Origin of the sequence: Actinoplanes sp. NPDC051343 (genome assembly GCF_044455125.1) — a bacterium.
Lineage (GTDB): Bacteria > Actinomycetota > Actinomycetes > Mycobacteriales > Micromonosporaceae > Actinoplanes.
This window is the reverse complement of sequence record NZ_JBITEL010000004.1, coordinates 585,963-612,260: the sequence shown is the minus strand read 5'-3', so window position 1 is coordinate 612,260 and position 26,298 is coordinate 585,963. Positions and strand designations below refer to the sequence as shown.

32 protein-coding genes and 1 pseudogene are annotated in these 26,298 nt (G+C 71.1%); 18 read left to right on the top strand and 15 right to left on the bottom strand.

Features of this window, described 5'->3' with window-relative positions:
- Position 1: 1 nt before the first annotated feature.
- Both ACIA5C_RS17075 and ACIA5C_RS17070 read right to left on the bottom strand, forming a co-directional pair.
- Positions 2 to 1,474, bottom strand: coding sequence for a multicopper oxidase family protein (locus tag ACIA5C_RS17075; RefSeq protein ID WP_396055440.1), 1,473 nt, complete (start codon positions 1,472 to 1,474; stop codon positions 2 to 4).
- Positions 1,471 to 1,872: a hypothetical protein gene (locus ACIA5C_RS17070; protein WP_396055438.1), complete on the bottom strand. Its 402-nt coding sequence runs from the start codon at positions 1,870 to 1,872 to the stop codon at positions 1,471 to 1,473. The genes ACIA5C_RS17075 and ACIA5C_RS17070 overlap by 4 nt, the downstream gene beginning before the upstream one ends.
- 165 nt (positions 1,873 to 2,037) lie before the next feature.
- Here ACIA5C_RS17070 and ACIA5C_RS17065 point away from each other — a divergent pair, with 165 nt between their 5' ends.
- The 3 genes from ACIA5C_RS17065 to ACIA5C_RS17055 all read left to right on the top strand — a co-directional run bounded on the left by ACIA5C_RS17065 (position 2,038) and on the right by ACIA5C_RS17055 (position 4,575).
- Positions 2,038 to 3,246 (top strand): sensor histidine kinase, encoded by a 1,209-nt coding sequence (locus ACIA5C_RS17065; protein WP_396055436.1) that lies wholly within the window; start codon positions 2,038 to 2,040, stop codon positions 3,244 to 3,246.
- A gap of 34 nt (positions 3,247 to 3,280) precedes the next feature.
- Complete coding sequence (locus tag ACIA5C_RS17060; RefSeq protein ID WP_396055434.1) at positions 3,281 to 3,943, top strand: response regulator; 663 nt, start codon at positions 3,281 to 3,283, stop codon at positions 3,941 to 3,943.
- Between the two features lie 98 nt (positions 3,944 to 4,041).
- Positions 4,042 to 4,575, top strand: coding sequence for a CAP domain-containing protein (locus ACIA5C_RS17055; protein ID WP_396055432.1), 534 nt, complete (start codon positions 4,042 to 4,044; stop codon positions 4,573 to 4,575).
- 75 nt (positions 4,576 to 4,650) lie between these two features.
- On the opposite strand, the gene ACIA5C_RS17050 is transcribed toward ACIA5C_RS17055, so the two are convergent.
- The 3 genes and pseudogenes from ACIA5C_RS17050 to ACIA5C_RS17040 all read right to left on the bottom strand — a co-directional run bounded on the left by ACIA5C_RS17050 (position 4,651) and on the right by ACIA5C_RS17040 (position 5,657).
- Positions 4,651 to 4,800, bottom strand: a complete 150-nt coding sequence (locus tag ACIA5C_RS17050) for a hypothetical protein (RefSeq protein WP_396055651.1) — start codon at positions 4,798 to 4,800, stop codon at positions 4,651 to 4,653.
- Between the two features lie 157 nt (positions 4,801 to 4,957).
- A pseudogene (locus tag ACIA5C_RS17045) lies at positions 4,958 to 5,264 on the bottom strand (aldehyde dehydrogenase family protein); the annotation flags it as partial.
- 15 nt (positions 5,265 to 5,279) lie between these two features.
- The gene (locus tag ACIA5C_RS17040) at positions 5,280 to 5,657 is read right to left on the bottom strand and encodes a hypothetical protein (protein WP_396055430.1); all 378 of its coding nucleotides are present in this window, start codon (positions 5,655 to 5,657) and stop codon (positions 5,280 to 5,282) included.
- 143 nt (positions 5,658 to 5,800) lie between these two features.
- On the opposite strand from ACIA5C_RS17040, the gene ACIA5C_RS17035 reads away from it, so the two are divergent.
- The 4 genes from ACIA5C_RS17035 (at position 5,801) to ACIA5C_RS17020 (ending at position 7,440) form a co-directional block, all read left to right on the top strand.
- A complete protein-coding gene (locus ACIA5C_RS17035) occupies positions 5,801 to 6,412 on the top strand; it encodes a TetR/AcrR family transcriptional regulator (protein ID WP_396055428.1) in 612 nt (203 codons plus the stop codon).
- Entirely contained in the window at positions 6,409 to 6,561 is a 153-nt protein-coding gene (locus ACIA5C_RS17030) for a hypothetical protein (protein WP_396055426.1), read from the top strand. The genes ACIA5C_RS17035 and ACIA5C_RS17030 overlap by 4 nt, the downstream gene beginning before the upstream one ends.
- Before the next feature lie 187 nt (positions 6,562 to 6,748).
- On the top strand, positions 6,749 to 6,952 hold the full coding sequence (locus ACIA5C_RS17025) for a hypothetical protein (RefSeq protein WP_396055424.1): 204 nt from the start codon (positions 6,749 to 6,751) through the stop codon (positions 6,950 to 6,952).
- Complete coding sequence (locus ACIA5C_RS17020) at positions 6,949 to 7,440, top strand: hypothetical protein (protein WP_396055422.1); 492 nt, start codon at positions 6,949 to 6,951, stop codon at positions 7,438 to 7,440. The genes ACIA5C_RS17025 and ACIA5C_RS17020 overlap by 4 nt, the downstream gene beginning before the upstream one ends.
- Here ACIA5C_RS17020 and ACIA5C_RS17015 read toward each other — a convergent pair.
- The 3 genes from ACIA5C_RS17015 to ACIA5C_RS17005 form a co-directional block, all read right to left on the bottom strand.
- Entirely contained in the window at positions 7,359 to 7,709 is a 351-nt protein-coding gene (locus ACIA5C_RS17015) for a hypothetical protein (RefSeq protein ID WP_396055420.1), read from the bottom strand. The genes ACIA5C_RS17020 and ACIA5C_RS17015 overlap by 82 nt on opposite strands.
- Before the next feature lie 118 nt (positions 7,710 to 7,827).
- Positions 7,828 to 8,601, bottom strand: coding sequence for an SAM-dependent methyltransferase (locus tag ACIA5C_RS17010; RefSeq protein ID WP_396055418.1), 774 nt, complete (start codon positions 8,599 to 8,601; stop codon positions 7,828 to 7,830).
- 9 nt (positions 8,602 to 8,610) lie between these two features.
- A complete protein-coding gene (locus ACIA5C_RS17005; RefSeq protein WP_396055416.1) occupies positions 8,611 to 9,537 on the bottom strand; it encodes a DUF6282 family protein in 927 nt (308 codons plus the stop codon).
- 234 nt (positions 9,538 to 9,771) lie between these two features.
- Between ACIA5C_RS17005 and ACIA5C_RS17000 the strand changes: the two genes are divergently transcribed.
- The 6 genes from ACIA5C_RS17000 (at position 9,772) to ACIA5C_RS16975 (ending at position 16,236) form a co-directional block, all read left to right on the top strand.
- Entirely contained in the window at positions 9,772 to 10,800 is a 1,029-nt protein-coding gene (locus tag ACIA5C_RS17000; protein ID WP_396055414.1) for an ABC transporter substrate-binding protein, read from the top strand.
- 109 nt (positions 10,801 to 10,909) lie between these two features.
- Positions 10,910 to 11,698 (top strand): ABC transporter permease, encoded by a 789-nt coding sequence (locus tag ACIA5C_RS16995; RefSeq protein WP_396055412.1) that lies wholly within the window; start codon positions 10,910 to 10,912, stop codon positions 11,696 to 11,698.
- Between the two features lie 19 nt (positions 11,699 to 11,717).
- Positions 11,718 to 12,467, top strand: a complete 750-nt coding sequence (locus ACIA5C_RS16990) for an ABC transporter ATP-binding protein (protein ID WP_396055410.1) — start codon at positions 11,718 to 11,720, stop codon at positions 12,465 to 12,467.
- Between the two features lie 108 nt (positions 12,468 to 12,575).
- On the top strand, positions 12,576 to 13,946 hold the full coding sequence (locus ACIA5C_RS16985; protein WP_396055408.1) for a hypothetical protein: 1,371 nt from the start codon (positions 12,576 to 12,578) through the stop codon (positions 13,944 to 13,946).
- A gap of 81 nt (positions 13,947 to 14,027) precedes the next feature.
- Positions 14,028 to 14,348, top strand: coding sequence for a YciI family protein (locus ACIA5C_RS16980; RefSeq protein ID WP_396055406.1), 321 nt, complete (start codon positions 14,028 to 14,030; stop codon positions 14,346 to 14,348).
- A 7-nt stretch (positions 14,349 to 14,355) separates the two neighbouring features.
- Complete coding sequence (locus ACIA5C_RS16975; RefSeq protein ID WP_396055404.1) at positions 14,356 to 16,236, top strand: DUF6596 domain-containing protein; 1,881 nt, start codon at positions 14,356 to 14,358, stop codon at positions 16,234 to 16,236.
- On the opposite strand, the gene ACIA5C_RS16970 is transcribed toward ACIA5C_RS16975, so the two are convergent.
- The gene (locus tag ACIA5C_RS16970) at positions 16,175 to 16,726 is read right to left on the bottom strand and encodes a DUF1990 family protein (protein WP_396055402.1); all 552 of its coding nucleotides are present in this window, start codon (positions 16,724 to 16,726) and stop codon (positions 16,175 to 16,177) included. The genes ACIA5C_RS16975 and ACIA5C_RS16970 overlap by 62 nt on opposite strands.
- Positions 16,727 to 16,750: 24 nt before the next feature.
- Between ACIA5C_RS16970 and ACIA5C_RS16965 the strand changes: the two genes are divergently transcribed.
- Positions 16,751 to 17,362 (top strand): class I SAM-dependent methyltransferase, encoded by a 612-nt coding sequence (locus ACIA5C_RS16965; RefSeq protein WP_396055400.1) that lies wholly within the window; start codon positions 16,751 to 16,753, stop codon positions 17,360 to 17,362.
- A 48-nt stretch (positions 17,363 to 17,410) separates the two neighbouring features.
- On the opposite strand, the gene ACIA5C_RS16960 is transcribed toward ACIA5C_RS16965, so the two are convergent.
- Together ACIA5C_RS16960 and ACIA5C_RS16955 are read right to left on the bottom strand one after the other, a co-directional pair.
- Positions 17,411 to 18,181: a hypothetical protein gene (locus tag ACIA5C_RS16960; RefSeq protein WP_396055398.1), complete on the bottom strand. Its 771-nt coding sequence runs from the start codon at positions 18,179 to 18,181 to the stop codon at positions 17,411 to 17,413.
- A 68-nt stretch (positions 18,182 to 18,249) separates the two neighbouring features.
- Positions 18,250 to 18,558 (bottom strand): hypothetical protein, encoded by a 309-nt coding sequence (locus ACIA5C_RS16955; protein ID WP_396055396.1) that lies wholly within the window; start codon positions 18,556 to 18,558, stop codon positions 18,250 to 18,252.
- A gap of 105 nt (positions 18,559 to 18,663) precedes the next feature.
- Between ACIA5C_RS16955 and ACIA5C_RS16950 the strand changes: the two genes are divergently transcribed.
- A complete protein-coding gene (locus ACIA5C_RS16950; protein WP_396055394.1) occupies positions 18,664 to 19,215 on the top strand; it encodes a DUF664 domain-containing protein in 552 nt (183 codons plus the stop codon).
- Positions 19,216 to 19,221: 6 nt separating this feature from the next.
- Here ACIA5C_RS16950 and ACIA5C_RS16945 read toward each other — a convergent pair whose 3' ends face one another.
- From ACIA5C_RS16945 to ACIA5C_RS16935, 3 genes are read right to left on the bottom strand one after another with little or no spacing between them, the layout of a single operon-like run.
- A complete protein-coding gene (locus tag ACIA5C_RS16945; RefSeq protein WP_396055392.1) occupies positions 19,222 to 19,971 on the bottom strand; it encodes a class I SAM-dependent methyltransferase in 750 nt (249 codons plus the stop codon).
- 32 nt (positions 19,972 to 20,003) lie between these two features.
- On the bottom strand, positions 20,004 to 20,567 hold the full coding sequence (locus tag ACIA5C_RS16940) for a TIGR03086 family metal-binding protein (protein WP_396055390.1): 564 nt from the start codon (positions 20,565 to 20,567) through the stop codon (positions 20,004 to 20,006).
- A complete protein-coding gene (locus ACIA5C_RS16935) occupies positions 20,567 to 21,532 on the bottom strand; it encodes a sigma-70 family RNA polymerase sigma factor (RefSeq protein ID WP_396055388.1) in 966 nt (321 codons plus the stop codon). Before ACIA5C_RS16935 ends, ACIA5C_RS16940 begins: the two co-directional genes overlap by 1 nt.
- Positions 21,533 to 21,647: 115 nt before the next feature.
- Between ACIA5C_RS16935 and ACIA5C_RS16930 the strand changes: the two genes are divergently transcribed.
- The 3 genes from ACIA5C_RS16930 to ACIA5C_RS16920 are packed head-to-tail and all read left to right on the top strand — an operon-like array spanning position 21,648 to position 24,745.
- Positions 21,648 to 23,048, top strand: a complete 1,401-nt coding sequence (locus tag ACIA5C_RS16930; protein WP_396055386.1) for an MFS transporter — start codon at positions 21,648 to 21,650, stop codon at positions 23,046 to 23,048.
- Between the two features lie 12 nt (positions 23,049 to 23,060).
- On the top strand, positions 23,061 to 23,900 hold the full coding sequence (locus ACIA5C_RS16925; RefSeq protein WP_396055384.1) for a hypothetical protein: 840 nt from the start codon (positions 23,061 to 23,063) through the stop codon (positions 23,898 to 23,900).
- Positions 23,897 to 24,745: a hypothetical protein gene (locus ACIA5C_RS16920; protein ID WP_396055382.1), complete on the top strand. Its 849-nt coding sequence runs from the start codon at positions 23,897 to 23,899 to the stop codon at positions 24,743 to 24,745. Before ACIA5C_RS16925 ends, ACIA5C_RS16920 begins: the two co-directional genes overlap by 4 nt.
- On the opposite strand, the gene ACIA5C_RS16915 is transcribed toward ACIA5C_RS16920, so the two are convergent.
- Entirely contained in the window at positions 24,746 to 26,275 is a 1,530-nt protein-coding gene (locus tag ACIA5C_RS16915; RefSeq protein ID WP_396055380.1) for a diguanylate cyclase, read from the bottom strand.
- Positions 26,276 to 26,298 lie beyond the last annotated feature (23 nt).

Sequence of the window (26,298 nt, the reverse complement as noted above, 5' to 3'; positions counted from 1 at the left end):
GTCACCCGGTCTCGAAGTCGGCCATCATCGCCATGTCCTCGTGCTCGAGGTTGTGGCAGTGCAGCATGAACCGGCCCGGATAGTCGGTGAAGCGGGTGATGATCTCGACCGCACCGGCCGGGCGCACGTCCACGGTGTCCTTCCAGCCGGCGTCGTAGGGCCCGGGGCTCCGGCCGTCGCGGCTCAGCACCCGAAACGGGTCGAGGTGCACGTGCACCGGGTGATGGAAGTCGGTGACGAAGCGCCAGATCTCGGTCGTTCCCAGCCGGGGGCGGGCCAGCGGTCGTCCGGGCCGGTATTCCTGGTTGTTGATGGTCCAGGTGCCGTTGAGGTTCTGCCGGAAGACGAAGGTTCTCCGGGTGACCGCACGTCTCGGGTCCAGGGTCCGGTCCTCGGTGAGCACGGCCGGGATCCTCGGCTCGTCGGCCCGGTTCGTTCCGCCGACGTCGAAGCGCATGACCTCCTGCCTGCTTCCGTTGCGCAACCGCACCCTCGTACCGGCCGGGTAACGCCCGAAATCGACAACCACGTCGAAGCGCTCGGCCGGAGCGATGTCCACGGCGTCGTGGGCCACCGGGCGGGCCAGCAGGCCGCCGTCCGACCCGATCTGGACCAGCGCGTTGCCGCCCGGCGGCTGAGGATCGAGGTGCAGCCGGTAGCGCCGGGCGTTCGAAGCGTTCAGCAGACGCAGCCGATATTGCGCACGGTCGACCGGGTGGACCGGCCACGGCGCCCCGTTGACGAGGACGACGTCGCCGAGGACGCCGTTCATGTGCCCGGCGGTCCGGTAGCGGAAGCTGCCGTCCTCGTTGAACGACCGGTCCGTGATCATCAACGGCAGGTCGTGGTCGCCGCGCGGGAGCGACAGCGCGTCCTCCTCGTCGTCGTGCACCAGATGGAACCCGGCGAGCCCGCGATAGACGTTGGGACCGGTGCGCCCCATCGCGTGGTCGTGGTACCAGAGCGTCGCCGCCCGCTGGTCGAGCGGGTAACCGTAGTCGCGATAGCCGGTGGCGACATCGCGGGCCCGGTAGCGGGCACTGCCCATCGGGGCGATCAGGTCGATCGGGTAGCCGTCGCTGTCGGCCGGCGTGTGACCGCCGTGCAGGTGCACCACGACCGGTTCGGGCAGTTCGTTGCGGTGACGCACGACGGTGCGGCGGCCGGACCGGGAGGCGACGGTCGGTCCGGGCCAGGAGCCGCCGTACGTCCACGCCTCGGTCTGAAGACCGGGAAGGATCGGCAGGCCGGTCACGTGCTGGGTTATCTCGTAGTAGTCGGTCGTCGCATCGGTGCGGGCCGGAACCAGCACGGGCGGGACCGGCAGCGGCACCCGGAAGGCGGGCGGCCGCGGGGCGGTGCTCGGCAGAAGGGTGCCCGGCTGGCCTTCGGCCAGAAGGCGAGGGGCGAAAGGTGCGATGACACCGGCGGCCGCGAGGGCGCCCCCGGCGCGCAGGACCGTACGCCGGTTCACGCCGCCACCCGCACCTTCGCCGACCATTCCTCTTCCGGAAGGTCACGCCAGACCCAGCGCATCATCCGCACCAGGCCGACGACCATGAATGCGCCGACCGGCACGTGCAGCAGCAGGATGTGGGTCATGCCGAGCGCGGCCTGAGCGGCCAGCGTGAACGGCAGGATCAGCCCGACGCGTACCACCTCAGCCGGGCCACCGGCCCGGCGCAGGAAAATCACCGTGATCGTTTGCACCAGGGCCACCACGACCATCGCCACCCCGCTGTAGAGGTGCATCTTCAGCATGTCGTAGTGCCCGGCCAGGAAACCTCCGGCCAGCACGGCCTGGCTCACGCCGAGCAGCGCGAGCGCCGCGGTGGTTCCGCGGAGAATCAGGTACGGCCATCTCGTCGTCATGCCCGACACCATCGCGCCCCGGACCCGTCCCGGTCGTCCGGCCGGTGATGACAATGCGACTGCCCCACCGGGCGCAGATCGGCCGGCGACTACGCCCCCCGCGGTAGAAGAACTACAACCCCGGGTTGACGCGCCCGGCCACCGAAGTGGAATACCGTGCCAGACATGCCAATCGGAGGATGGCGCGATCCGGCGTCGGCGGTGGGGGTGGCCCTCGTCGCGGTGGCCAGCGCCCTCACCTCACCGCCCGGCCGCAGCGGGCTCGACGCGCTCGGCGTCCTCCTCCTGGTCGTCGCCGGCCTGAGCACCGCCGTCCGCACCCGCGCGCCGCTGGCCGCCCTGGCGGTGACCGTGGCCGCCGGCCTCGGCTACGAGGCGCTGGGCTACCCCGGCCTGGCCCCGATCGTGCCGTTCCTGGTCGCGCTGGCCACCGCCGCCTGGAGCGGGCACCGCCGCCCGGCCATCGCGGCGGCCGCCATCATGGTCACCGGCGGCCTGCTGGTCCAGCAGACGATCGGCAGCGCACCCCGCGACACCTCGCAGGACGTGACACAGCGCTGGTTCCTGGCGGTCGGCTGGATGGTCGCCGCGATCGTCGCCGGCACGCTGGCCGCCCGCTACCAGACCTACCTCGCGGCGGTCGAGCAGCGGGCCGAAGAGGCCGAGCGCACCCGCGAAGAGGTGGCCCGCCGCCGCGCCGACGAGGAACGCCTCCGGATCGCCCGCGAGCTGCACGACTCCCTCACCCACAGCATCTCCATCATCAAGGTGCAGGCCGGCGTGGCGATCCACCTGGCCCGCAAGCGCGACGAGCCGGTCCCCGAGGCGCTGCTGGCGATCGAGCAGGCGGGCGGCGAGGCGATGCGCGAGCTCCGGGCAACGCTCGAGGTGCTGCGAAGCGACGAGGAAACAGGCTCCGGCCTCGACCGCCTCGACCACCTGGTGGAGGGCGCCCGCCGAGCCGGCCTGCCGATCCACCTCGACGTCACCGGCGACCCGTGCGACGTGCCGGCGCCGGTCGGCCGAGCGGCCTACCGCATCATCCAGGAGGCCCTGACCAACGTCCGAAGGCACGCGGGCCCCGAGGCCACCGCCTCGGTCCGGCTCCGCTTGCACCAAACCGAACTAACCGTACGCGTCGACAACGACAGCCCACCGCCCTCCGCCGCAAGCGCCACCCCAGTAGACAGCGACGTCATCGTGGGCGGCGGCGCAGCCTTGGCGGCCACGTTGCCCGTTGCGGACAGTCCGGCGGGCGTAGGCCTGCGCGGCATGAGAGAACGAGTCGCCGCGCTCGGCGGGTCATTGGAGGCGGGGCCGGCCGACGGGGGCGGCTTCCGCGTCCACGCCCGCATCCCTTTGGGCGCCTCATGATTCACCCACCGGACGCCGAGCCGGGGGTGGCGTCGTGATTCGGGTGTTGCTGGCGGATGATCAGGCGCTCATTCGGGCCGGGTTTCGGGCCCTGCTTGGGGCTGAGGAGGACATTGAGGTTGTGGCTGAGGCCGCCAACGGCAGTGAGGCGGTTGCCCGGGCGGTGGAGTTTCGGCCGGATGTGGCGCTCGTTGACATTCAGATGCCGGTGCTCGACGGGATCGAGGCGGCGCGGCGGATTGCGGCCGAGCCTGGACTGGCCGGCGTGCACGTGGTGATGCTGACCAACTATGGGCTCGATGAATACCTTTACCGGGCGTTGCGGGCCGGGGCGTGCGGCTTCCTCGTGAAAGATACCGATCCGGGTGACCTGATCCACGGCGTACGGGTGGCGGCGCGCGGAGACGCGCTGCTGTCGCCGGCCATCACGCGGAAGCTGATCGGGGCTTTCGTGGCCCGGCCGCCTCAGGCGGCTGCCGGGTCGGCGGTTGAGGTGCTCACCAACCGGGAGCGCGAGGTGGTGGCGATGGCGGCCCGGGGGCTCTCCAACGACGAGATCGCGGCCGGCATGGTGATCAGCCCGGCCACCGCCAAGACGCACATCAGCCGGGCGATGACGAAGCTGCGGGCGCGGGATCGCGCCCAGCTGGTGGTCTGGGCGTACGAAACGGGGCTGGTTTCGCCCGGTTCGGGGTAAGGCGGTCGCCGCACGGGTGCAGGGCGGTTCACCCGCTCAGCGCACCCCGGCACCCCTCCGAACGGATCTGGCGTAGCCGACCCGCAGGAGGAGATTTCGTGACCCGCTTCGTTCGCCGTGCCGCCGTCCTCGCCGCCCTCGTCGCCGCCCCGGTTCTTGCCGTCGCCGGCCCCGCATTCGCCGCCGAGTCCGGGCACGCCACCGGGACGAAGCCCGTCGCCGTCGACAAGGTCGCCGTTGACAAGGTCGCCTACGAGAACCAGGTCGTCGCCCTGACCAACGTTCAACGCAAGGCACACGGCTGCGGCGCCCTCCGCAACGACAGCCGGCTGGCGCAGTCCGCCCGCGCCCACAGCACCGACATGGTGAAGCAGGGCTTCTTCAGCCACACCGGTTCCAGCGGCAGCAGCTTCGTCGCCCGGGAGATCAGCGCCGGCTACCCGAAGAAGGGCCCGTCGGCCGAGAACATCGCCTGGGGCTTCCGCACCCCGCAGGACGTCGTCACCGGCTGGATGAACAGCCCCGGCCATCGCGCCAACATTCTCAACTGCGGCAGCGTCGCGGTCGGCGTCGGCCTCGCCTACACCTCCGGCGGCAGCGCCTACTGGACCCAGGATTTCGGCCGCATCTGACCGTCCGCATCGGAACAAGCGACCAACGCCCGCCTGGCTTCCGGGGGGGGCGTCGCGTGTTGTCCGGCGTACCCGTCAGGCGGGGCGGAACGAGTCGCAGGCGGCCGGGGCCGCGGGCTTGATCATCACGTGGCGGGTGACCGAGTACTCGGCGATCGACTCCTGGCTCATGTCCTTGCCGAAGCCGGAGCCTTTCACGCCGCCGTGCGGGGCTTCGGAGGCGATCGGCAGATGGTCGTTGATCCAGTGACGCCCGCGTCGAGCCGGTGCGAGACGCGCAGGGCGCGGGCCACGTCGCGGGTCCAGATCGACGACGCGAGGCCGTGGCGGCCGTGCAGTCCTGGCCGGTGTTGTACGTGGCGCTCATCGCGCGGCCGCCGGCCATCTCGGCCAGGTCGGCGTCGGCGAAGACGAGGGCGGGGGCTTTGCCCCCGAGTTCCAGATGTACGCGCTTCAAGCCCTCGACCGCACCGCGCATGACTTCCCGGCCGGTGCGCGTCGATCCGGTCACGCTGACCATGTCGACGCCTTCGTCGCGTACGAGTGCGGAGCCGACCTCGGCACCGCCCGTCACCGCGCCGACGAGCCCGGCCGGCGCACCCGCCTCTTCGAAGAGGCGTCTGCAGCGCCGGTTTGATCACCACGGCGTTGCCCGCTGCGACTGCCAAGCCGAGCTTCCAGACGGCCATGACCAGCGGGAAGTTTCATGGGGCGATCGAGCCGACGACGCCGATCGGGCGGCGCACCAGCATCGACGTGTAGCCGGCGGAGAACATGCCGGCGCCGGTGCCGTCGAGCGAGCGCGCCCCGCCGGCGAAGAGGTTGAGGTCACCCTCGTGGATGAATTCGAGGTCGGGCAGCGGCTGGGCACCCTGCGCCACCACCCACTCGTTGAACTGCTCCCACATCGGACGGTGGGTGCGGTCGTACTCGGCGCGGAACGCGTCCCACCCGCTGCGGTCGTCGGCCGGATAGCCGGAGAAGGCCGGCGCGATGCCGGCCCCCTTCACGTCGAGCGGGTTGCAGGACACGATGCGTACGAACGGCACTCCGGCCGTGTTGAGCGCCGGGAACGCGATCACGTTGTCCTCGACGATGGCATGAAAGGACGGTCCGCGACATCGACGCCCCCGAGGTTGATCTGAAGCGCAATTCAACAAGTGGTCTTGTGCGACGTCAATGCCCAGCGCCTATGGTGGTGGCCCACAGCTGAACGGAAACCACAATGACGCCCCGCAAGTCGCGCACCGAACGCCGAGCCGACCTGATCGAGGCGGCGCGACGCGCGATGCTGCGGCACGGCACCGACGGAGTGCTGCTCACCCAGGTCGCCGAGCAGGCCGGGCTGACCTCGGGCGCGGTCCTCTACCACTACCCCGACCTGAGCGACCTGCTCCTCGAGGCGCACCAGGCCGGCATGGAACGGTTCTACGAGCAGCGGCTCCGCCGGGTCGCGACCCTCGACGACCCGGTCACCAAGCTGGTCGTCACGGTTCGATCCGGGCTTCCGACGGACGCCGACGACGATGACGTACGCCTGCTCTGCGAGCTGGGCGGGTCGGCCGGCCGCAACCGCGTCTACGCCACGCTGCTGACGTCCCTTTTCGACCGGCAGGTGACGCTCTACCAGATGATTCTCGAACTGGGCGCGGCCCGCGGGGCGTTCACGCCGGCCGCCGACTCGCTGACGATCGGCCGCAACCTGGTCGCGCTCGAGAATGCGTACGGCTACCGCATCGTGGCCCGGCACCCGACCGTGCGGACCGCCGAGGCGATCGAGCTGATCCTGTCGTACGCCCGGCAGGCGACCGGCAACCCGCTGGCCGTGACCGCGTGAGCGAGTCGGCCGACCTGGTCACCGCCGTGATCGCCGGCCGCCGGGTGCCCGCGCTGCGGGTGTTCGCGCCGATCGGGCCGGGCCCGGTGCAGGAGCGCCCGATCACGGTCGACCAGACCAACCGCTCGGTGGTGGTCGGCCGGCCCTGATCCTGCACGGTGATCTCCACATCGGACAGATCCTGAAATGGCGCGACGGCTTTGCGGTAACCGACTTCGACGGGCACCCGACCGCCGAGGACCGGCCCGAGCCGCTGGCCCGCGATATCGCCCAGCTGCGCATCAGCATCCTGCACGTCGCCGAGATCGCGAACAAGCGCACCGGGGAGTTCCGGGTGTGAGCCGGAAGACCGCCGACGACCTGCTCGCCGTCTACCTCAGCGAGCTGGAGAAGCGCGATCTGTCCGAGCTCTTCGACCCGGATGTCCTGCATCCCTTCGAGGTCGAACAGGAATGCCGGGAGCTGGTCTACGCCGCCCGCTTCCTCCCGCGCTGGCAATACGCCCCGATGGGCGTACTCAGATCCTGGTACACCCCGTGAACCCGCAACTGTTTCTCCAGGACCTCGAGGTCAAGCCGACCGTCCTGCGCGCCTTCCCCGAGCGGATCTCCTCGGCGCTGCAGTCGGCGCTGATGTTCCGCGAGGGTCCCCGCCGCGCCGCCGACGGCTGCGAGACCGGCGACTGGGCGCACGTTGACGTCTACCTCGCCAGGACCCTGCGCTACGGCGCCGTCTTCCTCCCCGGCTCCCGCTATGACGAGCAGGCCCTCGACTGGCTGCGGCAGCGCGGTTCGACCGTCGTCGCCGTGGGCGGCGCGGTGCCGGGTGCGGCCCTGGCGGTCCGCTTCCGGCATGACGGCCTTCCGGGCGTACGGCTGATGACCGAGACCCTGGTCTCGGAGCTGATCGCCGCGTCGCAGTGGGCGGACGCCGGACGCCGTACGCCTCAGTCCAGCCCGGCCAGCTCGGCGGTCGGAATGAGGCCGAGGACCACGGCGGCCGCCTGTTCGGCCTGGATCCGGCGCTGATATTGGCGGCTGGCCACGGCGACCACCCGGTCGCCGATCATCAGCCGCCAGCCCCAGCTGGACGGACCGCTGCGTACGGTGATCGGCGCGGCCCGGCCGACCGTGGCCTGCAGTTGGTGGATCGCCACCCGGCACGCCTCGGCGTCCGGGTAGGTGTCGGGCGCCCGCCCGAGGTCGCGGTTGTTGGTGGCCAGGAGCCGCCAGCTGAGCGTCCCCGCGTCGGCGGCCGCCGAGCGGTGCTGAAGGATCCGGAAACGCGCAGCTGCCAAGATGTCGCCCCATTCGTACCCGATGTCGCGCCCACCCACGTTGACGGGCGCCGGTACACGGCTGACGCACAGCTCGTGAACGACGGGTACCGAAGAGACGACTTACTGCCGTAACTGGTCAGGCTTTGCGGGCGACGACGGCCCACAGCGGCACCTCGTCCGCCGCGCCGTCGGCGTGCCACAGCGGCGCCGAGATCAGGCCGGGCTCGACCAGCTCGAGGCCGTCGACGAAGGCGGCGATCTGCGCCCGGTCACGCGCCCGGATGCGCGGCCGGGCCCGCTTGTTGTAGAACTCCATGGCCGGCACGTTCATCTCCCCGCCCAGCTCGACCGTCGGGTGGGTGATCGCCAGGTAGCTGCCCGGCGGCACCGCCTCGACCAGCCGGGAGACGATCCGCCCGGCCTCGTCGTCGTCGAGCACGAAGTTGAGGATGCCGAGCATCATCACCGCGACCGGCCGGTCGAAGTCGAGCGTGCGCCGGGCGCCGGCCAGCACCCGGTCGATGTCGTGGACGTCGGCGTCGACGTAGTCGGTGACGCCCTCGGGGCTGCTGGTCAGCAGCGCCCGGGCGTGCACGAGGACGAGCGGGTCGTTGTCGACGTAGACGATGCGCGAGTCGGCCGCGATCGACTGGGCCACCTCGTGGGTGTTGTTGGCGGTCGGCAGCCCGGTGCCGATGTCGAGGAACTGCCGCACCCCCGCCTCACCGGCCAGGTAGGTCACGGCACGGCGCAGGAACCGGCGGCTGTGCCCGGCGACATCGCTGATCACCGGGAACATCTCGCGGATGCTGTCACCCATCCGCCGGTCGACGTCGAAGTTGTCCTTGCCGCCCAGCCAGTAGTCCCAGACCCGGGCGTTGTGCGGAACCGACTTGTCGATCGAGGTCACGGCCGGAGCCTACTTCTTCGGGGCTTCACCGATGAAACGGGAGTTGCGCACCGCCATGGTGTGCACCTCGTCCTCGCTGAACCCCGCCTCGAGGAGGCGGTCGGCGAACAGCGCCAGACCGTCCTCGACCGGCGGGTTGAACGGCTGCCCGAGGTCGCTGGAGATGATCGAGTGCTCGGGCCCGACCTCGCGGATGTGGGCGAACAGGTCGTCCCACGAGACCTTCCCGGTGTACGGCGTGGTGAAGCACCGCTCGAGCAGCGCGCCGAGCCCGGCGAGTTCCTGCTGCTCCGGCACCCCCAGACGCTGGGAGGTGAACTCGGGGTGGGTGACGATCACCCGGCGTACGCCCTCCTCGCGGGCGGCCCGCGCGACCGCGACGATCTCGGGGGCCGCGAGGTGGCCGGTGGCCAGCACCATGTCGTGGCGGGCGACCACCCGCAGCACCTTGCGGACGATCTCCAGCACGCGGCCGTCCTCGTCGACGACGTGCACGATCTCGGGCACGATGCCCTGCGCGTGCAGGTCGGCCTGGAGCGCGCCCCACATCGCCGGCTTGGCCCCGGGCAGGTCGGCCGCGGTGTTGGTGCGCTGGTTGCGGGAATCCACGGTGGGCATCCACACGATCCGGGCACCCAGCCGGCCGGCGATCTCGACCGCGGCCGGGTTCATGCCGCCCATCGACCCGTTCAGGGTGATCGCGCCGAGCGCGTCGACCCCGGGCACCGCGTTGCGGACCACCTCGGCCCGCTCGGCGGTGGTCACGTAGTGGGATTTCAGCACGAAGCCGGCCAGGCCGACCTCGAGGCAGCGACGGGCCAGGCCGAGATCGTCGATGCGGCGTTCCATCACGTCCGGTGCGATGTGCACGTGCGTGTCGTACGCGCCGGTGACCAGCGCGCGGGCCGCCGCCGAGGGGGTATCGACGTCAGACATAGTTCTCCTCATCACCACCGAAGTAGACACATCAAACACGGTTCTAGCAGCTACGATTCGTCCCTCACTACCATGTTCCGAGTTCGTCACTGATTTCAGATCACGCGTGGAAATCGTCGACAATCTGGTCTACGATCCTCCCCGGCGCGCGGCCAGGATAAACGTGCGTCGATCCAGTCCCCCCAGACAGGACACTCACTCCCACCTTGCCGGGTGGGCTCAGGAGGAATACGCATGATCAGACCTACCCGCGCCCTCGCGGCCGTGCTGCTCGCGGGCGTGGTCGCCCTCGCCGGTGCGTGCTCGAGCTCCGACGACAAAGACAGCGGGAGCGGCAGCTCCGGCGGCAAATCCCTGGACAAGGTTTCGTACGCGACCGCCTTCGGCGCGGTCGGCCGTGACTCCTTCGTCTGGGTGGCCAAGGAAAAGGGCTTCTACCGCGATGCCGGCATCGACATCGACATCCAGAAGGGCGCGTCCGGCACCAACAACCTGACGCTCCTCAAGTCGGGCAAGGTCCAGTTCGCCGCCCTCGACTACACCGGCGCCATCATCCAGGCGGGTCTCGGCAAGTTCACCGACTGGCGCGCGGTGGCCGCGGTACACCAGCAGACGCTGGTCTCGATCATGACGACCGCCGACACCGGCATCACCCGCCCGACCGACCTCAAGGGCAAGACCGTCGCCACGGCGGCCGGCTCGGTGAGCGAGCAGCTGTTCCCGGCGTACGCGAAGCTGGCCGGCCTCGACCCCAAGACGGTCACGATGAAGGGCGTGCAGACCACGGCGCTGAACGGTCTGATGAAGCAGAAGCAGGTCGACGCGCTGAGCACCTTCCTGCTGAGCCAGACCGCGCTGAAGAACATCACCGGCAAGCAGGTCGTGGTGCTGCCCTACAGCCAGTACCTCAGTGACCTGTTCGGCAACGCGATCATCACCTCGCCGAACGAGGTCGCCACCAAGAAGGACCTGGTCACCCGGTTCGTCAAGGCGACCATGCAGGGCCTGCAGTACACGGTGGACCACCCGGACGAGGCGGCCCAGATCCTGAACAAGGCCGAGCCCACCTCGGCCATCCCGGCCGCGGTCGGCGAGATCAACGCGATGAAGCCGTACGTGACGCCGGCCAACGGCGCCCCGATCGGTCACATCGACCAGGCTCGTCTCGAGAAGGGCATCACGATCCTGCAGGGCGCCGGGCTGATCCCCGCCGGCCTGACCCCGGACAAGGTCGCCGACTTCAGCTTCATCGGCGCCAGCTAGTTCGGTTTTGACCTCGCGTCATGAGGGCCGGGCGGGGAGACCCGCCCGGCCCTTCGACCTCCTTCTGCGATACCGTGCCACCACCCACGATCACGATCGGTGACTCTCAATGACCGACGAACCCACCGGATCGACCCGTTCGCGGGTCTGGGCCAACGTGCTACTGCCGGCTTCCGGACTGGTGCTGGCGGTCGCTCTGTGGTGGCTCGCCACCCTCGTCTTCGGCATCGACCCGTTCTACGTACCGTCGCCCGCCGACGTGGTCGACTCGTTCCAGAAGACGCCGCACTACCTGCTCAGCGAGACCTGGGTGACGGTCTGGCGGGTGCTGATCGGCTTCGTCATCGCGGTGGTCGCCGGCCTGGTGATCGCGATCGTCCTGGCCGCCTCGCAGACCATCGAGCGGATGGCCATGCCGGTGCTCGCCGCGGTCAACGCGATCCCCAAGGTGGCGCTGGCCCCGCTGCTGCTGGTCTGGTTCGGCTTCGGCGACACCCCCAAGATCATCATGGTTGTGCTGGTCAGCTTCTTCCCGGTGATCGTCTCGACGATGGCCGGCCTGACCTCGGCCCCGGGTGACCTGCGCGTGCTCGCCCGGTCGTTGTCGGCCTCCTGGTGGCAGACCTTCGTCAAGGTGCGCCTGCCCTGGGCCCTGCCACAGATTTTCGTCGGCCTCAAGGTCGCCACCCCGCTGGCCATCATCGGCGCGGTGATCGGTGAGGTCGTCAACCCCGACCACGGTCTCGGCTCGGTCATCTCCGGCGCGGGCACCAACAGCGACACCGCGCTCGCCTTTGCGGCCCTGATCCTGCTCGCCATCATCGGCGCGATCTTCTACTACTTGATGGCCGGCATCGAGCGCCTGCTCGTGCCGTGGGCCCGCGCGATCAACGCCTGAGACAGCCGGAGCTTCAGTCATGATCAAAATCAACGGCGCGGGCCAGACCTACCGCGGCAAGCGCGGCACGGTCGAAGCCCTCCGCGACATCAACCTCACCGTCGGCCGGGGCGAGTTCCTGACCCTGATCGGGCGGTCGGGCTGCGGCAAGTCGACGCTGCTCAACATGATCGCCGGGCTGCTCAAGCCGACCAGCGGCGAGATCACGATCGACGGCACACCGGTCACCGGGCCCCGCCCCGACGTCGCCATGGTCTTCCAGCGGCCGGCCCTGCTCCCCTGGCGCACCGTCGAAAAGAACGTGATGCTGCCGGCCGAGATCTTCGGCTGGCGCAAGGCCGAGCTGACGGAGCGGGCCGACCGCCTGCTCGAGCTGACCGGGCTCACCGGGTTCCGCAAGCGGCTGCCCCACGAGCTCTCCGGCGGCATGCAGCAGCGCGTCTCGCTGTGCCGCGCGCTGATCCAGCAGCCCACCGTGATGCTGATGGACGAGCCGTTCTCGGCCCTCGACGCGCTCACCCGCGAGGAACTGGCGGTCGAGCTCCAGCGCATCCACCTCGAGATGCAGACCACAATCGTCTTCGTCACCCACTCGATCCCCGAGGCGGTGCTGCTCGCCGACCGGGTCGCAGTGCTCAGCGCCCGGCCGGGCCGCCTGAGCGAGCTCGTCGAGATCGGCATCCCGCGGCCGCGCACCTTCGGGCACAACGCCCACATGGAGCAGGTCACGGCCGCCTCGGCCCACCTGCACGACCTCCTTCTGGTCTAGCTCGTCAGTTACATCTGTCATGCGGCATTGTGGACGTTCGCCACGTCCGCGCCGCCGCTCTGATCCCTAGCGTCGTCATCGTTGGTTCCCTTCAACGAGAGGAACGCGATGACAACGGGGATTCTCGCCGTGCTGGCGGCCGGGGCCATGGTGGTCACGGCCGCGGCGCCGCCTTCGGCCGGCGACACCGTTTCCGTACGCACCGAGACCGCGCTCGCCCCGGTGGGCGCCGGTGCGATCGGGGTGACCGAGCCGCTCTGGAGCCCGGTCTTCACCGACCCACGGGTCCCGGGCCTGATCCGCCGGGCCGGCATCCGGACGCTGGAGTTCAACGGTGGCGGGGTCAGCGACCTCTACCACTTCAGGACCGGCACGGCGCAGGCCGACCCGGATCCGGCCGGGCACCCGGACTACGCGTCGATCCCGCCCGCCTTCTCGTTCGACCAGTTCGAGAACGTCGCGCACGAGACCCGGGCGCAGACGTTCGTGCACGTCAACTACGGCACGGGCACGCCCGCCGAGGCGGCCGCCTGGGTGCGCTACGCCAGGCAGAAGCATGACCACGTCGATCGGTGGGCGGTCGGCGAAGAGGTGTGGGGCAACGGCGGCATCCCCGGCATCAACTTCGAACCGGACGCGCACGCCGACAAGAGCCCACAGGCGTACGCGAAAAACGCCCTGACCTTCATCGCCGCGATGAAGAAGGCCGACCCGCGGGCGCAGGTCGGCGTGGAACTGCTGGGCGTGCCGGGCGGCGCCTTCCAGCAGTGGGACGAGGCGGTCATGAGCATCGTCGGCGCGAGGGCGGACTTCGTCGACGTCCACGCCTACCCGTTCGGGCTGGACGACAACTCGGATGCCGCGGTGCTCGCGTTTCCGCGTGCCAACGGGCCGAAGATGGCCGCGCTGCGAAAGCTGATCCCTCCGCGCACCCAGATCGTGGTCGGCGAGGCCAACTCGGCCGCGGTCCCGACGAAGCAGCAGATCGGGCAGGTCAACGCGCTCTACCTGGCCGATGACATGCTCGGTCTGCTCGACGGCGGGGCGCGGAACGTCGACTGGTTCGGGCTGCACGTCGGCGGCTGGGCCTACTACGGCGACTCCGACCTCGGGCTGCTCTCGACCGGCGACTGCAACGACGACAACACCGATTGCGCGCCGCCCGCCCAGACGCCGTTCCGGCCGTACTGGGCTCTGCAACTGGTCGGCGCGATGACCCGGCCGGGCGGGACGATGGTGCCGGTGACCTCGTCGAACCCGCTGCTGATCGGGCACGCGCTCCGCGGCTCCGACGGCACTCTGCGGCTGCTGGTGCAGAACGACGACCCGTCCCGGGCCTCGACCGCACGGTTCGCCGTCCCCGGCTACCACCCGGTGTCGGCGGTCCAATATTCGCCGAGCGACGCGCGGCCGCGCCCGGTCGCGGTCGGAAAGCCCCTGCCGGCGTACTCCCTCACCCTGATCAGCTTCCGTCGGTAGGGTGATTACCTGTCACATCGGCTCGGTCGACGAGTGAGCAGACCGAGCCGATGGGGCCGGATCACAACGAGGGAGACTCCGATGCGCTACCTGATGCTGTCGAAGACCGCGAGCAACGAGCCCGACGAGAAGCTGTTCACCGAGATGGCGGCCTTCATCGAGGAGATGACCGCGGCCGGGGTGCTGCTGGCGACCGGCGGCCTCGACGGCACCGGCTTCAAGCTCAGCTCCAAGGGCGACGAGATCACCGTCACCGACGGGCCGTTCACCGAGGCCAAGGAGGCGGTCGGCGGGTTCGCCCTGGTCGAGGTCCGCACCAAGGAGGAGGCGATCGAAATCGGCAGGCGCTTCCTGAAGATCGTCGGGGACGGCGAGAGCGAGATCCACGAAGTCTTCGCCTGAGCACACCATGTCGGTTCAGGGCACCGTCGAGGCCGTCTGGAAGCGGGAGTCCGCGCGCATCGTCGCCGGGCTCCTGCGGACGGTCCACGACGTCGGCCTGGCCGAGGAGATCGCCCAGGACGCGCTGGTGGCCGCCCTCGAACAGTGGCCGGCCCAGGGCGTGCCCGACAATCCGGCCGCCTGGCTGACCACGGTCGCGAAGCGCCGCGCGATCGACCACCTGCGCCGCGCCCAGCGGCTCGACACGTCCGACGCCCTCGCCCGGGAGCCCGCGCCGGAACCGACCCCCGACGATGTGCTCCGGCTGATGTTCGTGAGCTGTCACCCCGTACTCCCCACGCCGGCTCGAGTGGCACTCACCTTGCGCGTCGTCGCCGGGCTCTCGCCCCGCGAGATCGCCCGGGCCTTCCTGGTCGGCGAATCCGTGATCATCCAGCGGATAGCCGACGCCAAGCGCAGCCTGGCGTCGGTGCCCTACGAACTGCCGTCCGGGACCGAACTCGCCGCGCGCCTCTCCTCGGTCCTCGGCGTCATCTACCTGATCTTCAACGAGGGCTACTCGGCGACCGCCGGCACCGACCTGATGCGGCCCGGCCTGTGCCTGGAAGCGCTGCGGCTGGGTCGTCTGCTCGCCGAACTCGCCCCCGACGAGGCCGAGGTGCACGGGCTGGTCGCCCTGATGGAGATCCAGCAGTCCCGCTCGGCCGCCCGCACCGGCCCGTCCGGCCGGCCGATCCCGTTGCACGAACAGAATCGCGGCCGCTGGGACCGGTTGCTGATCCGCCGCGGTTTCGCAGCCATGCTGAGAGCGCGCGGCGGGCCCGGGCCCTATGTCCTGCAGGCGGCCATCGCGGTCTGCCACGCCCAGGCCGCGTCCGCCGCCGACACCGACTGGCGCCGGATCGCGACGCTCTACAGTGCACTCGAGCGCTTCCTGCCGACGCCGATCGTCCGGCTCAACCGGGCGGTGGCCGTCGGTTTCGCCGAGGGACCGCAGGCCGGCCTCGACCTGGTCGATGAGCTGCGTTCCGACCTCGCCGACTACCACCTGCTGCCGAGCGTCCGCGGCGATCTGCTGCAGCGCCTGGGCCGCACGGCCGAGGCGGGCGAGGAGTGGATCCGCGCGGCGAGCCTCACCCGCAACGACGCCGAGCGCGCCTTCCTGCTCGACCGCGCGGCGTCTCTGGGCCTCCCGGCGGCGTCCGGCCCCACGGTGGGCGCGGCGATCGACGCCTTTCTGGCGCGGCCTTCGCTCGCTCCGGCGACCGCCCGGGCCTACCGGCAAACCCTTTTCCGCGTACGCCGGACCTTGGGCGACCGTGCTTCTCTCGCATCGCTCGCGCCGATCTCGTTCGCGGAAGCCGTTTCCGCGGCGTGGCCGTCGGTCTCCCCACGCACCTGGAACCGGCATGTCTCCGCCGTCCGCTCGTTCCTGACCTGGGCCGGCCACCCATCGCTCGCCGCGGAGCTTTCCCAGCAGGTGATTTCACCCTCACCACGGGCCACACCGTCCACTTTGGTCCTTCCTGACGCCCCGTTGCGAGAGCGGGTTCTCTGGCAGCTGCTGCAGGAGTCGGCGGCCCCGATAGGCGCGGTACTCGCCTTGAACGTCGAAGACCTCGACCTGCCGGAACGCCGCTCCCGCAACGGAATCGCCTGGCACTCGGGAACCGCCGAGCTGCTGCCGTCGCTGATCGGCACCCGGACCCGGGGTCCACTGTTCCTCAGCGACCGGCGCCCGGCCCCGGCCCGGCAACCGGCCGCCGCCGACCTGTGTCCCGAGACCGGCCGGCGACGGTTGTCCTACGAGCGCGCGGAATATCTGTTCAAACAGGCGACCGGCCAGAGCCTCGGTCGGCTCCGGCCGCGAGGCCACGCATCGCAGTGACATAGCGATTCGTCGCAATATGCTGAGCGAGGCGGGTCACCGGCCCACCGGCCCGCGCCAGGAATGACGCCGGACGGCTGAACGCCCGGACGCGAAAGCGCACCACGTCCACATCGGTCAGTTCCACGAGAAACGCCTCCTCGCCCCGCTCGGGATGCCCGGGCATTGTGCCGTAGGCAAATCCGCGACAACGCTGATCGTCCACTGTGTACACGACTCGGCACGGAATGGCGAGGCTCGCACGGCCCCACCCCGCTCGGAGCAACACCGTGACGCCGACCGCGGCCCTTCCGGCCGAGCTCGTGACACCGAATCCGGCCCGCCGATGCATGTCCCAGCCGAAAAGCCCGCCGACCGCCGCGTCGAACGCCGCCCGGCCGTGGCCGATGACGACGTCGCGGTGCACATGCCCGTAACCCGCCGGCAGCAACGGATCGCGGGTGGCGCCGACCTCTCGGTAGGTGACGGCTTCCGGCTCGTGGCGACGCATGGACTCACCGTAGGGTGCCAACGCATGGATCATGCGCGCTATTGGGAAACGGCCGGCGCCACGAAGACCTTCACCCACCCGCTTGACGCGGGATGGCTGTCCACCGTCCGCCGGACGGCATCGGTTCTCGACTACGGCTGCGGCTACGGGCGGCTCATGGCCCCACTGAGCGACGCCGGCTTCGAACGGATCCTCGGCGCCGACACTTCGGCGGCGCTCATCGAGCGAGGGCGCCGGGAGCGGCCAGATCTCCGGTTCGACATCATCAAGTCACCGCCGGGGATCGCCCAGCCGGACGGCAGCTTCGACCTCGTCCTACTGTTCGCCGTGCTCACCTGCGTGCCCGGCGACGACGACCAGCGCGCACTCATCGCCGAGATCCACCGGCTCCTGGCGCCCGGCGGCCTGCTCTACGTCAGCGACCTGCTGCGGCAGCCCGACGAACGCAGCCGCCGCCGCTACGACGCCCGCGGCGTGTTCACCACCGAAGATGGCGCCGTCTGCCGCCACCACGACATCGGGCACCTGCGGTCCCTGCTGCGGGACTTCGACCTTCAAGCCGAGCAACCCGTGGAGGTGAGAAGCATGAACGGCCACCCCGCGGCCGCAGTGCAGTTGCTGGCCGGGCGAGGTTAGGCAGCGCGGTCAGGCGGCGCGGTCAGGCGGCGCGGTCAGGCGGCGCGGTCAGGCGGCGCGGGCCAGGACCGGGCGGCGGCCCGAGCGGGTGGCCGGGCGGCTGGCCGGGACCAGGTGGTGGACCTCGGCCGCGCGGACGGCCGCGGCCACGAACTCGCGGCGCAGGCTGTCGCGGGAACGGGCCGCCAGCTGGGCGTCGTGGGCGGCGGTGACCTCGGCCTCGGCGGCCCGGCGGCAGCACTCGCGGCGGTGGGCGACGACCGCGCGGGCCACCGCCACGTCCTGGTCGAACGGGTGCAGGCGGGCGTCGAAGCCCTCGCCGGCCAGCGCGTCGGCGATCGCGGTCTCCGGCAGGTCGCCGCGGCCGACGGCGGCCCGGACGACGCGGTGCAGGTAGCGCTCGCGGTCGGCGTACTCGGCCGGGGTCGGCGCGGTCCACGGGTTGCCCCAGGCGGCCGCGGCCCGCAGGCGGGTGAGCTCGCTGTCGGCGTCCTGCCAGGCCTGCCACGCGGCGGCCGACTGCGCGGCGGCCCGGTCGCGGCGCTGCTCCCAGCGCTGAGCGGCCGAGATTGCCTGGTCGGCGGCGACCCGCATCTCATCGGCGTACCGGATGGTCTCGACCGCCTCGGCCTGCAGCCGGCGCCGGACCTCGCCGCGGCGGCGCACCGCGCCGACGACGTCGAGCAGGGCGAGGCGGGGGTGCCGCAGGCTCTGCGGGCTGGCCAGCAGGAACACCGCCGGCAGGCAGAGCAGCATCAGGGCCGCCCAGATGGCGGCGGGGGTGGGCTCGTTCAGCAGCATTTCGGCAACAGGGTTCATCGAGGATCATCCGTCCACTCGGCACACCGGTAAGGAAAAACCGGGGACGGGTACGCCGCCCCCAGCGCTCAGACGCGCTGGGAGGGAGGTGCTCGCGAACCGTCGGTGCCGACGGTGATCTGCGCGTGGAGGACGCGCGGGCTCTGCTCGACGGGGTCGGCGCCGGGCGTGGACGCTGCCTCGGACTCGGCCGACGGATCGGCGGACTGTCCGGAATGCACCGCGGCCGGGGCGGCGACGGTCGTGTAGGTCGTGGCTTGCGGAAGAGCGGCCGCGCGGTGCGCGGGCTGCTGCGGAGCCACCAGAAGACCTAGGACCAGGGCGAGCAGGGCAGGCAACGCCCGCAGCAGGAAGCCGCGGTTGAAGATCGTTGCCATGGCTCCAATGTACCCATGCCGGTTCCGGCGTCCCACATCGGGGGGTGCTCAAATGATCACCGTGTGTTTCTGTCGGGGGTCGACGGTAGGTTCCGGGCATGGCTGATGTCCCCTGGGAACCCCCGTTTCGCCGGCACCGAGGCCGAGGCGCTGCTCGGAGCGCTCGACCGGCAGCGGGCCACCTTCCGCTGGAAGACCGCCGACCTGGGCCCCGACGGCCTGCGCGCCCGGTTCGGTGCGTCCACCCTGACCCTGGGTGGCCTGGTCAAACACCTGGCGCTCCAGGAGGAGTACGCGGCCGGCCCCAAACTCACCGGCGACCCGCTGGGCCCGCCCTGGGACACGGCCGACTGGGAGAGTGACCCCGACTGGGAGCTCACCACCGGGGCGGCCGACGCCCCGGCCGACCTCTACGCGCTCTACGACGGGGCGGTGGCACGCTCGCGGCCCCGGTTCGCGGCGGCGCTGGCCGACGGCGGCCCCGGCCAGTTCGCGCACGTCACGCTGCCGGACGGCCGCCGCGTCAACCTGCGGCGCCTGCTGTGCGACCTCCTGGAGGAGTACGCCCGGCACACCGGCCACGCCGACCTGATCCGCGAGTCGTTCGACGGCCGCACCGGCGAGGACCCACCGGCCGACTTCGTGAGCCCTTGGTGACCTCGCTCAGGGGCGCGACGCCAGCAGCGAGAACGTGTTGGGGAGGCGGCCGTCCCAGGCGGCTGCGGTGACGCCGCCCATGCGCCAGAACGGTTCCGGGTGCTCGCCGAGGTGACGGATCAGCAGACCGGCGTCGATCAGCGCGGTGACGATGCGGCCCAGCGTCCACTGCCACTCGACGGCGCCGTTGGCGGGGAAGCTGTCGTTGACGTGACTGGAGCCGAAGTAGCTGCGGTCGGGGCGGATGCGGGGACGGTCGGCGTCGGCGGTCCAGAGCGGCACCGCCGGGTGGCCCTCGAAGACGAACAGGTGACCGCCGGGGCGCAGCAGCCGGGCCGCGTCCCGGGCCCACGCGTCGATGTCGGGCATCCAGATCAGCGCGCCCTTGCCGGTGTAGACCAGATCGGCCGAGCCGGCCGCCAGCGGGGCGCCGGGCAGGGCCGAAACCACGTAGTGGCAGGGGAATCCGAGCTCGACCGCCCGGCGCCGGGCGGCCCCGGTCGCCATCGTGCTGTAGTCGATGCCGATCACGGTGCGGGCCCCGCCGCGCACCAGGTCGACGTCGTCGAGGCCGTGGCCGCTCTGCAGATGGACGACCGCCGGGCGGCCGGCCAGCAGCGGGTCGAGCAGGGCATGCTCGACGGCGGTCAGCGAGCCGCCGGTGCGGGCCTCGGCCAGCAGTTCGGCGTACTCCCGCACGTGCTTCTGCGCGGCGGTTTCCCAGGCGGCCCGGTTAGCGCGCGTCGTCGAGTCCACACCGTCGAGGGTGGGTCCGGCGGCGCCGGCGGTCAACCGGTGGCCGGGCGCCCCAGGAAGGCCAGGAAGCGGGTAGCCGGGGCGGCGTCCTCGCGCACCGGCCCGGGCCGGCCGAAGCGGCCCGGGCGGTCGGACGGGCGGATCAGGAGGACGGCCAGGTCCAGCAGTTCGTCGGCGAGGTCGTCGGGGATCGGGCGCGGCGAGCCGCACGCCTGCGCCACATCCCAGCCGTGGACGGTCATCTCGATCGCGCCGGCTCCGGCGATCAGCGGTGCGGTCAGGGGTGCGTCGGCGACGCGTACGGTCGGGGCGCACGGGCCGTTGGCCCACGCACCCAGAAGTTGCACCGCCCGGTCCCGGGTTTCTCCGATGACCGCGTCGGCGTCCGGCGGTGGCGTCAGCCCGACCTCGCCGCACGAGGCCGCCTCCTGCAGCGCGGCCATCGAGTCGTTGAGGTGGTGCAGCAGGTCGCGCAGGTCCCAGCGGACGCACGGCGTCGGCCGGATCAGCAGCGGCGGTGTCACCAGGGCCAGGCTGCCCAGTGCGTACGAGACGGAGCGCTCGAGAACTGCCACCCCCGCGGCGAGCGCGTCCATCAGGAGCCGACCGGAATGGATGCGGGCAGTCCGAACGTCTCGAACAGGCGCAGGTCGAAGAAGCTCGACACGTGGCTGACGCCGGACCGGGTCAGGGTGAGGACGGGCAGGTTGAACGGCTTGTAGACGTCGCCGTCGCGCATGTAGAGCCCGAACGCCGGCTGGCCGTTGGCCCGGGTCGGCACCAGGCGCATGTCGCCCGGGCCCTCGGCCGGGCAGCGGGTGTCGATCAGGCGGGTGATGTCGAGGGGGCCCTGGTACCAGCCGGTGAACGGCGGCATCTCCCACACCGCGTCGGTCGTGAAGATCTTGACCATGGCGTTGACGTCCTTGGCCTCGAACGCGGCCACGAACCGGTCCAGCAACTCGCGCTGGTCGGAGGACGACGGTTCCGACATGGCCGACGAGGACGGCGAAACGGACGCCAACTGGGCCCGCGCCCGCTGCAACGCGCTGTTCACCGAGGCGACCGTCATGTCGAGCATCGACGCGACCTCGGCGGCCGGCCACTGCATCGCGTCGCGCAGGATCAGCACGGCCCGCTGGCGGGGCGGAAGGTATTGCATGGCCGCGACCACGGCCAGCCGCAGGCTCTCCCGGTCGGCGACGACGGCGGCCGGGTCGCCGCCGAGCATCGAGTCGGGCATCGGCTCGAGCCAGAGCACCTCGCGCTGCTCGATCAGGTCGTCGCCGGGGTCGGAACTGGGCACGCCCAGCCCGATCGGCAGGGGACGCCGGCTGCGGCTCTCGAGCGCGTTCAGGCAGGCGTTCGTGGCGATCTTGTGCAGCCACGTACGCATCGAGGAGCGGCCCTCGAAGCGGTCGTACGACTTCCACGCCCGCACGTACGTCTCCTGCACCAGGTCCTCGGCGTCGTAGACCGAGCCGAGCATGCGGTAGCAGTGGGCGAGCAGTTCCCGCCGGTAGGGGTCGGCCTTCGCCACGAAGTCGAAGTCGGTGTCCACCAAAGCCTCCATGCCTGTGTTGACCGGCCCGGGCCCGCAAACTCATCGCGGCCCGGCCGATTACTCCGGAGAAACTCGCCGGTCTGACTCTAGTAACCGAGAGGGGACGACGACCGTGCCGAAAAAACTAGCGTTGACCGTGCTCTGCACCGGGATGCTGATGATCATCCTGGATGTCACCATCGTGAACGTCGCACTGCCGGCCATCCAGCACGACCTGGGGTTCAGCCAGTCCGGGCTGGCCTGGGTGATCAACGCGTACCTGATCCCGTTCGGCAGCCTGCTGCTGCTCGCCGGCCGCATCGGCGACCTGGTGTCCCGCCGCGGCGTCTTCATCGGCGGCCTGATCCTGTTCACCGTCGCCTCGGCCGCCTGCGGGCTGGCCGACAACCCGACGATGCTGATCGCGGCCCGCTTCGTGCAGGGCATCGGCGGGGCGGCGACGTCGGCGGTCATCCTCGGCATGATCGTCACCATGTTTCCGGGGCCGCGCGAACAGGCCCGCGCGATCGGCGTCTACAGCTTCGTCGCCTCCGCCGGCGGGGCGGTCGGCCTGCTGCTCGGCGGCATTCTCACCGAGGCGGTCAACTGGCACTGGATCTTCTTCGTGAATGTCCCGGTCGGTTCGGTCACGGTCGCCGCGGCGCGGCGTTTCCTTCCGTACGACCGGAGCGTGCCGAGCGGAAGACGAGGCGTCGACCTGGCCGGCGCCGCACTGATCACGGGCGCGCTGATGACCACGGTCTACACGATCGTGAGCCCGGGCGGCCCCACCCGTACGGTCTCGCTGGCCGCCGTCGCGGCGGCCCTGATGATCGGTTTCGTCATCCGGGAAGCCACCGCCGCCAGCCCGCTCATCCCCCTGCGGGTCTTCCGGTCCCGCAGCCTGACCGGTGCCAACCTGGCCCAACTGCTCAGCGCGGCCGGCATGTTCGGCACATTCTTCGTCGGCGTGCTCTACGCGCAGCACGTGCTCGGCTACGACGCGCTCCGGATCGGCCTGTCGTTCCTGCCGGTCACGGTCGTGATGGGCGGTCTGTCGTTGCGCTACACCGACCGTCTGATCGCCCGCTTCGGCGCCCGCCGCCTGGTGATCACCGGCCTGGCGCTGATCGCGGCCGGCCTGACATTCTTCGCCCGGGTGCCGGTCGACGGGCGCTACCTGACCGACGTGCTGCCCGCGATGCTGCTGCTCGGACTGGGCGGCGGAATGGCGTTCCCGGCGCTGGCCGCGCTGGCGATGGGCGAAGCCACCCCGGACGACGCCGGACTGGCCTCCGGCGTCTTCAACACGACGGCCCAGGTCGGCTCCGCCCTCGGGCTGGCCGTGCTGGCCACCCTGTCGTCCGGCCGGTACGCGAGCCTGCGCGCCGGCGGCGTTCCCGACGTCCTCGCCCAGACCGGCGGCTACCGCCTGGCGTTCCTGACCGCGGCCGCCCTGGCCCTGGCCGGCCTCGCCGTGATCGTCACCGCTTTGCGCACTCCGGTGGACTCGCGCGAGCTGGTCACGGTCTGATTGGCTACCGGCATGTCCCTTGAGCGCCGGATGTGGTCGCTGTTCGAACCTGTGCACGCCGTCACCTACTTCTCGTCCCAGGCCGGGCCGATCTTCGAGGCGGCCGGCCTGCGCGGCTTCTGGCGGCGCTACTTCGCGGGCCGCGCCGCCCCGCTCGGGACGGTCACCGCCGGACCGGTGATCGCCGCGTTCTTCGGGTTCTCCCCCGCGATGGTCACCCGCGCGTTCCCGGACGTCTGGACCCGCATCACCCCGTCCGCCGCCACCGAGGCCCGGCTGGAGGGAGCACGGGTCGCCCTGGCCGAAATCTGCGGCGACCTCGAGCTCACCGAGGCCGCCGACCTGCTCGAAACGGCCGCCCGCCAGATCGACCTGCCCGGCCGCACGCTGGCCGCCGCCTACGCCGACCTGCCCTGGCCGGGCGACGACGCCGGCCGGCTCTGGCACGCGGCCACCCTCCTGCGCGAACACCGCGGCGACGGGCACGTGGCGGCGCTGCTGACGGCCGGGCTCGACGGCTGCGAATCGCTGGTCCTGCGCGACGCGATCGAGGGCGGCCGGCTGCGCACCTCGATGCAAGCGGCCCGCGGCTGGACGGACGAGGAATGGCAGGCCGGCGCCGAGCGCCTCACGGAACGCGGGTGGGTGGGCTCCGACGGGAGCGTCACGGTCACCGGTTCCCGGACGTACGCGGGGGTGGAAGCCCAGACCGACCGCCTGGCCCAAGCACCGTGGCAGCGCACGGGAGCGCAAGCGACCGAGCGCTGCGCCGCCGCCATGCAGCCGATCGTCGACCGCCTGCTGCCCCTGATCCCGGCCGACAATCCGGGGGCTCTACCATCGCTCGCGTGAATTCAGTTCGGGGGATGTCGATGTCTGCCGCCGCGGTGCTGCTGTGCGCCGCGGCCGGGTGCGCCCACAGCAAACCAGTGCCGGCCGCGGCCGCGGCGGCCACGCCCACCGCGTCGGCAGCGACGATGGTGACGGCCGGAACCCCGCAGGAACTGGCGTCCGCCCTGCAGAAGTCGGCGCCGCGGAAAAACTTCGCCTTCAGCGTGAAGCTGCCCGACGTGACGGCGAAGGGACTGGTCGCCTCGGACGCGGCCGACATCACGGTCGTGGCCGCGTACGACGATGAGACCGACACCGCCGAGGAGGTCGCGATCGGCACCGACCGTTACCTGCGGCTCAGCGTCAAGTCGAAAGACTTCGACAAGGCTAAGAAGAGCAGTAATCCGAGCATCCGGCAGGCGGCCGAGCGGCTCGACGGCAGGACCTGGTTCAAAATTGACCCCAAGCGGCTGAAGAGCGCCGTCCTCGAACTCGACCTGAACGACGTCACCAGCCTCGGCCCGCTCCTGAAGCGCACCACACCCGACCTGGGCAACGTGCGGGGAATGACCGGCACCGTCAACCTCGCGTCGATACACGGCCCGCACCGGCTGATCGACTTCGACGCGGTCAAGTCGGCCGGGTCCGCCGCACTCAAGTCGAGCGACTACGACACGGTCGGCGGCGCGCTGCAGCCGTTCGAGGCGACGCTCGACCCGCAGGGCCGCCTGCTGGACCTCAAGGCGAGCACCAACCCGCCGGCCTGGGACTTCACGTTCACCGGCTACGACGCCCAGCAGGCGCCGGCCGCGCCGCGCGGCGCGGCCGCTTTGCCGGCCGCCATGTACGACTGGATCAACGACTGATCAGTCGGCGACGACCCGGTTGCGGCCGGCGTTCTTCGCCTCGTAGAGGTGGCTGTCGGCGCGGGCCAGGACGGCGCGGCTGTCGTCCTCCGGCCGCAGTTCGGTGACGCCGATGCTGGTCGTCACGTGCATGCCGGGCGCCAGCGACGACCAGTCGTACGACGCGATCGCCAGCCGCAGCCGCTCGCACAGGCGGGCCGCGCTCCCGCGGTCGGCGTCCACATAGACCACGAACTCCTCGCCGCCGTGCCGGCCCGAACGCCCGATCGGCTCGGCCACCTGCCGCAGCAGCGCCGCGACCTGGCGCAGCACGTCGTCGCCGACCGCGTGCGAGTACGTGTCGTTGATCTGTTTGAAATGGTCGAGGTCGAGGATCGCCACGCTGAACGGGCCGCCCCGCGCCTCCAGCCGCGCCGCCAGGTGGGCGTCGCAGCGCCGCCGGTTCCACATGCCGGTGAGCGCGTCCCGTTCGGCCAGCTTTCGGAAGTGCTCGGTGTTCCGCCGGGCCTCGTCGACCGCGAACCGGGCCTGCGTCACCAGCGTGAGCGCCTCACTCTGCTCGGAGCGGCGCCGGGTCCACGCGTCCTGGAACTCGACCATCTCCCGGTACGCCGACTCGAAGTCACCGGTCTCGGCGTGACAGTCGGCGAGCAGCCGCAGCGCGTGCGCGTCCATCTCGGCCAGCCGATTGGAGATCGTCGTCGTGCGGCAGCGTTCGAGCAACTCGATCGCGGCCGCCACGTCGCCCGCGCCCCGCTTGATCTCGGCCATCGCGATCAGGCAGGCCGGGATGCCGTCGCTGTCGGTGGACGGCGCCTCGACCAGCGCCGCCTGGAGAATCTCGGCCGCCCGCCCGGTCTGGCCGTCGGCCACCAGAATGCGGGCCACCGTGTCGACGCAGTTGGTGTTCAGCAGGCGGCCCGAGCTCTCGCTGACCGTGAACATCCGCTGGGCGAGCGCCAGCGCGGCCGTGATGTCGCCGTTCTGCAGCAGCCCCCACGCCCAGTTGTTGAGGTTGGCGACGATCATGTCGGGCTCGCCGAGCTGCTCGGCCAGCTCCTGGGCCCAGCGGTACTCCGACTCCGACGCCTTGCCCATCCGCTGGTCGTTGACCTGGATGGCGAGGATGAGCGCGTGGTCGACCCGCAGGCACAGCGGGTCGTCCTCGGTAAGCAGCCGGTCGGACTGGAACGCGTGCTCGACCGCCTCGGCGTTGTCACCCAGCCGCCACAGCCCGCCGGCCAGCACCGCGTGTGCGTGCGCGGCGACGACCCGGTCGGCCCCGTCGTGCAGCATCGCGTACGCCGTCTGCAGGCCCTCGGCCCAGCGCCCGTTGCGGTTGTCGATGTCGGCCCGCACCAGCCGGCCGAGCGACGCCTTCCGCTCGTCGCCGGCCTCCGACGCGGCCCGCTCGAAGGCGAGCGCCCGCTCAGCCAGGCCGTCGTGGCTCGCGTAGACGGCCGCGATCAGCGCGGTCAGCTCCTCGTCGAGGCGGTTGCGCGCGTCTGCCCGTACAGCGGTGTCGACCAAGACCAACCCCCTGAAGTGCCTGC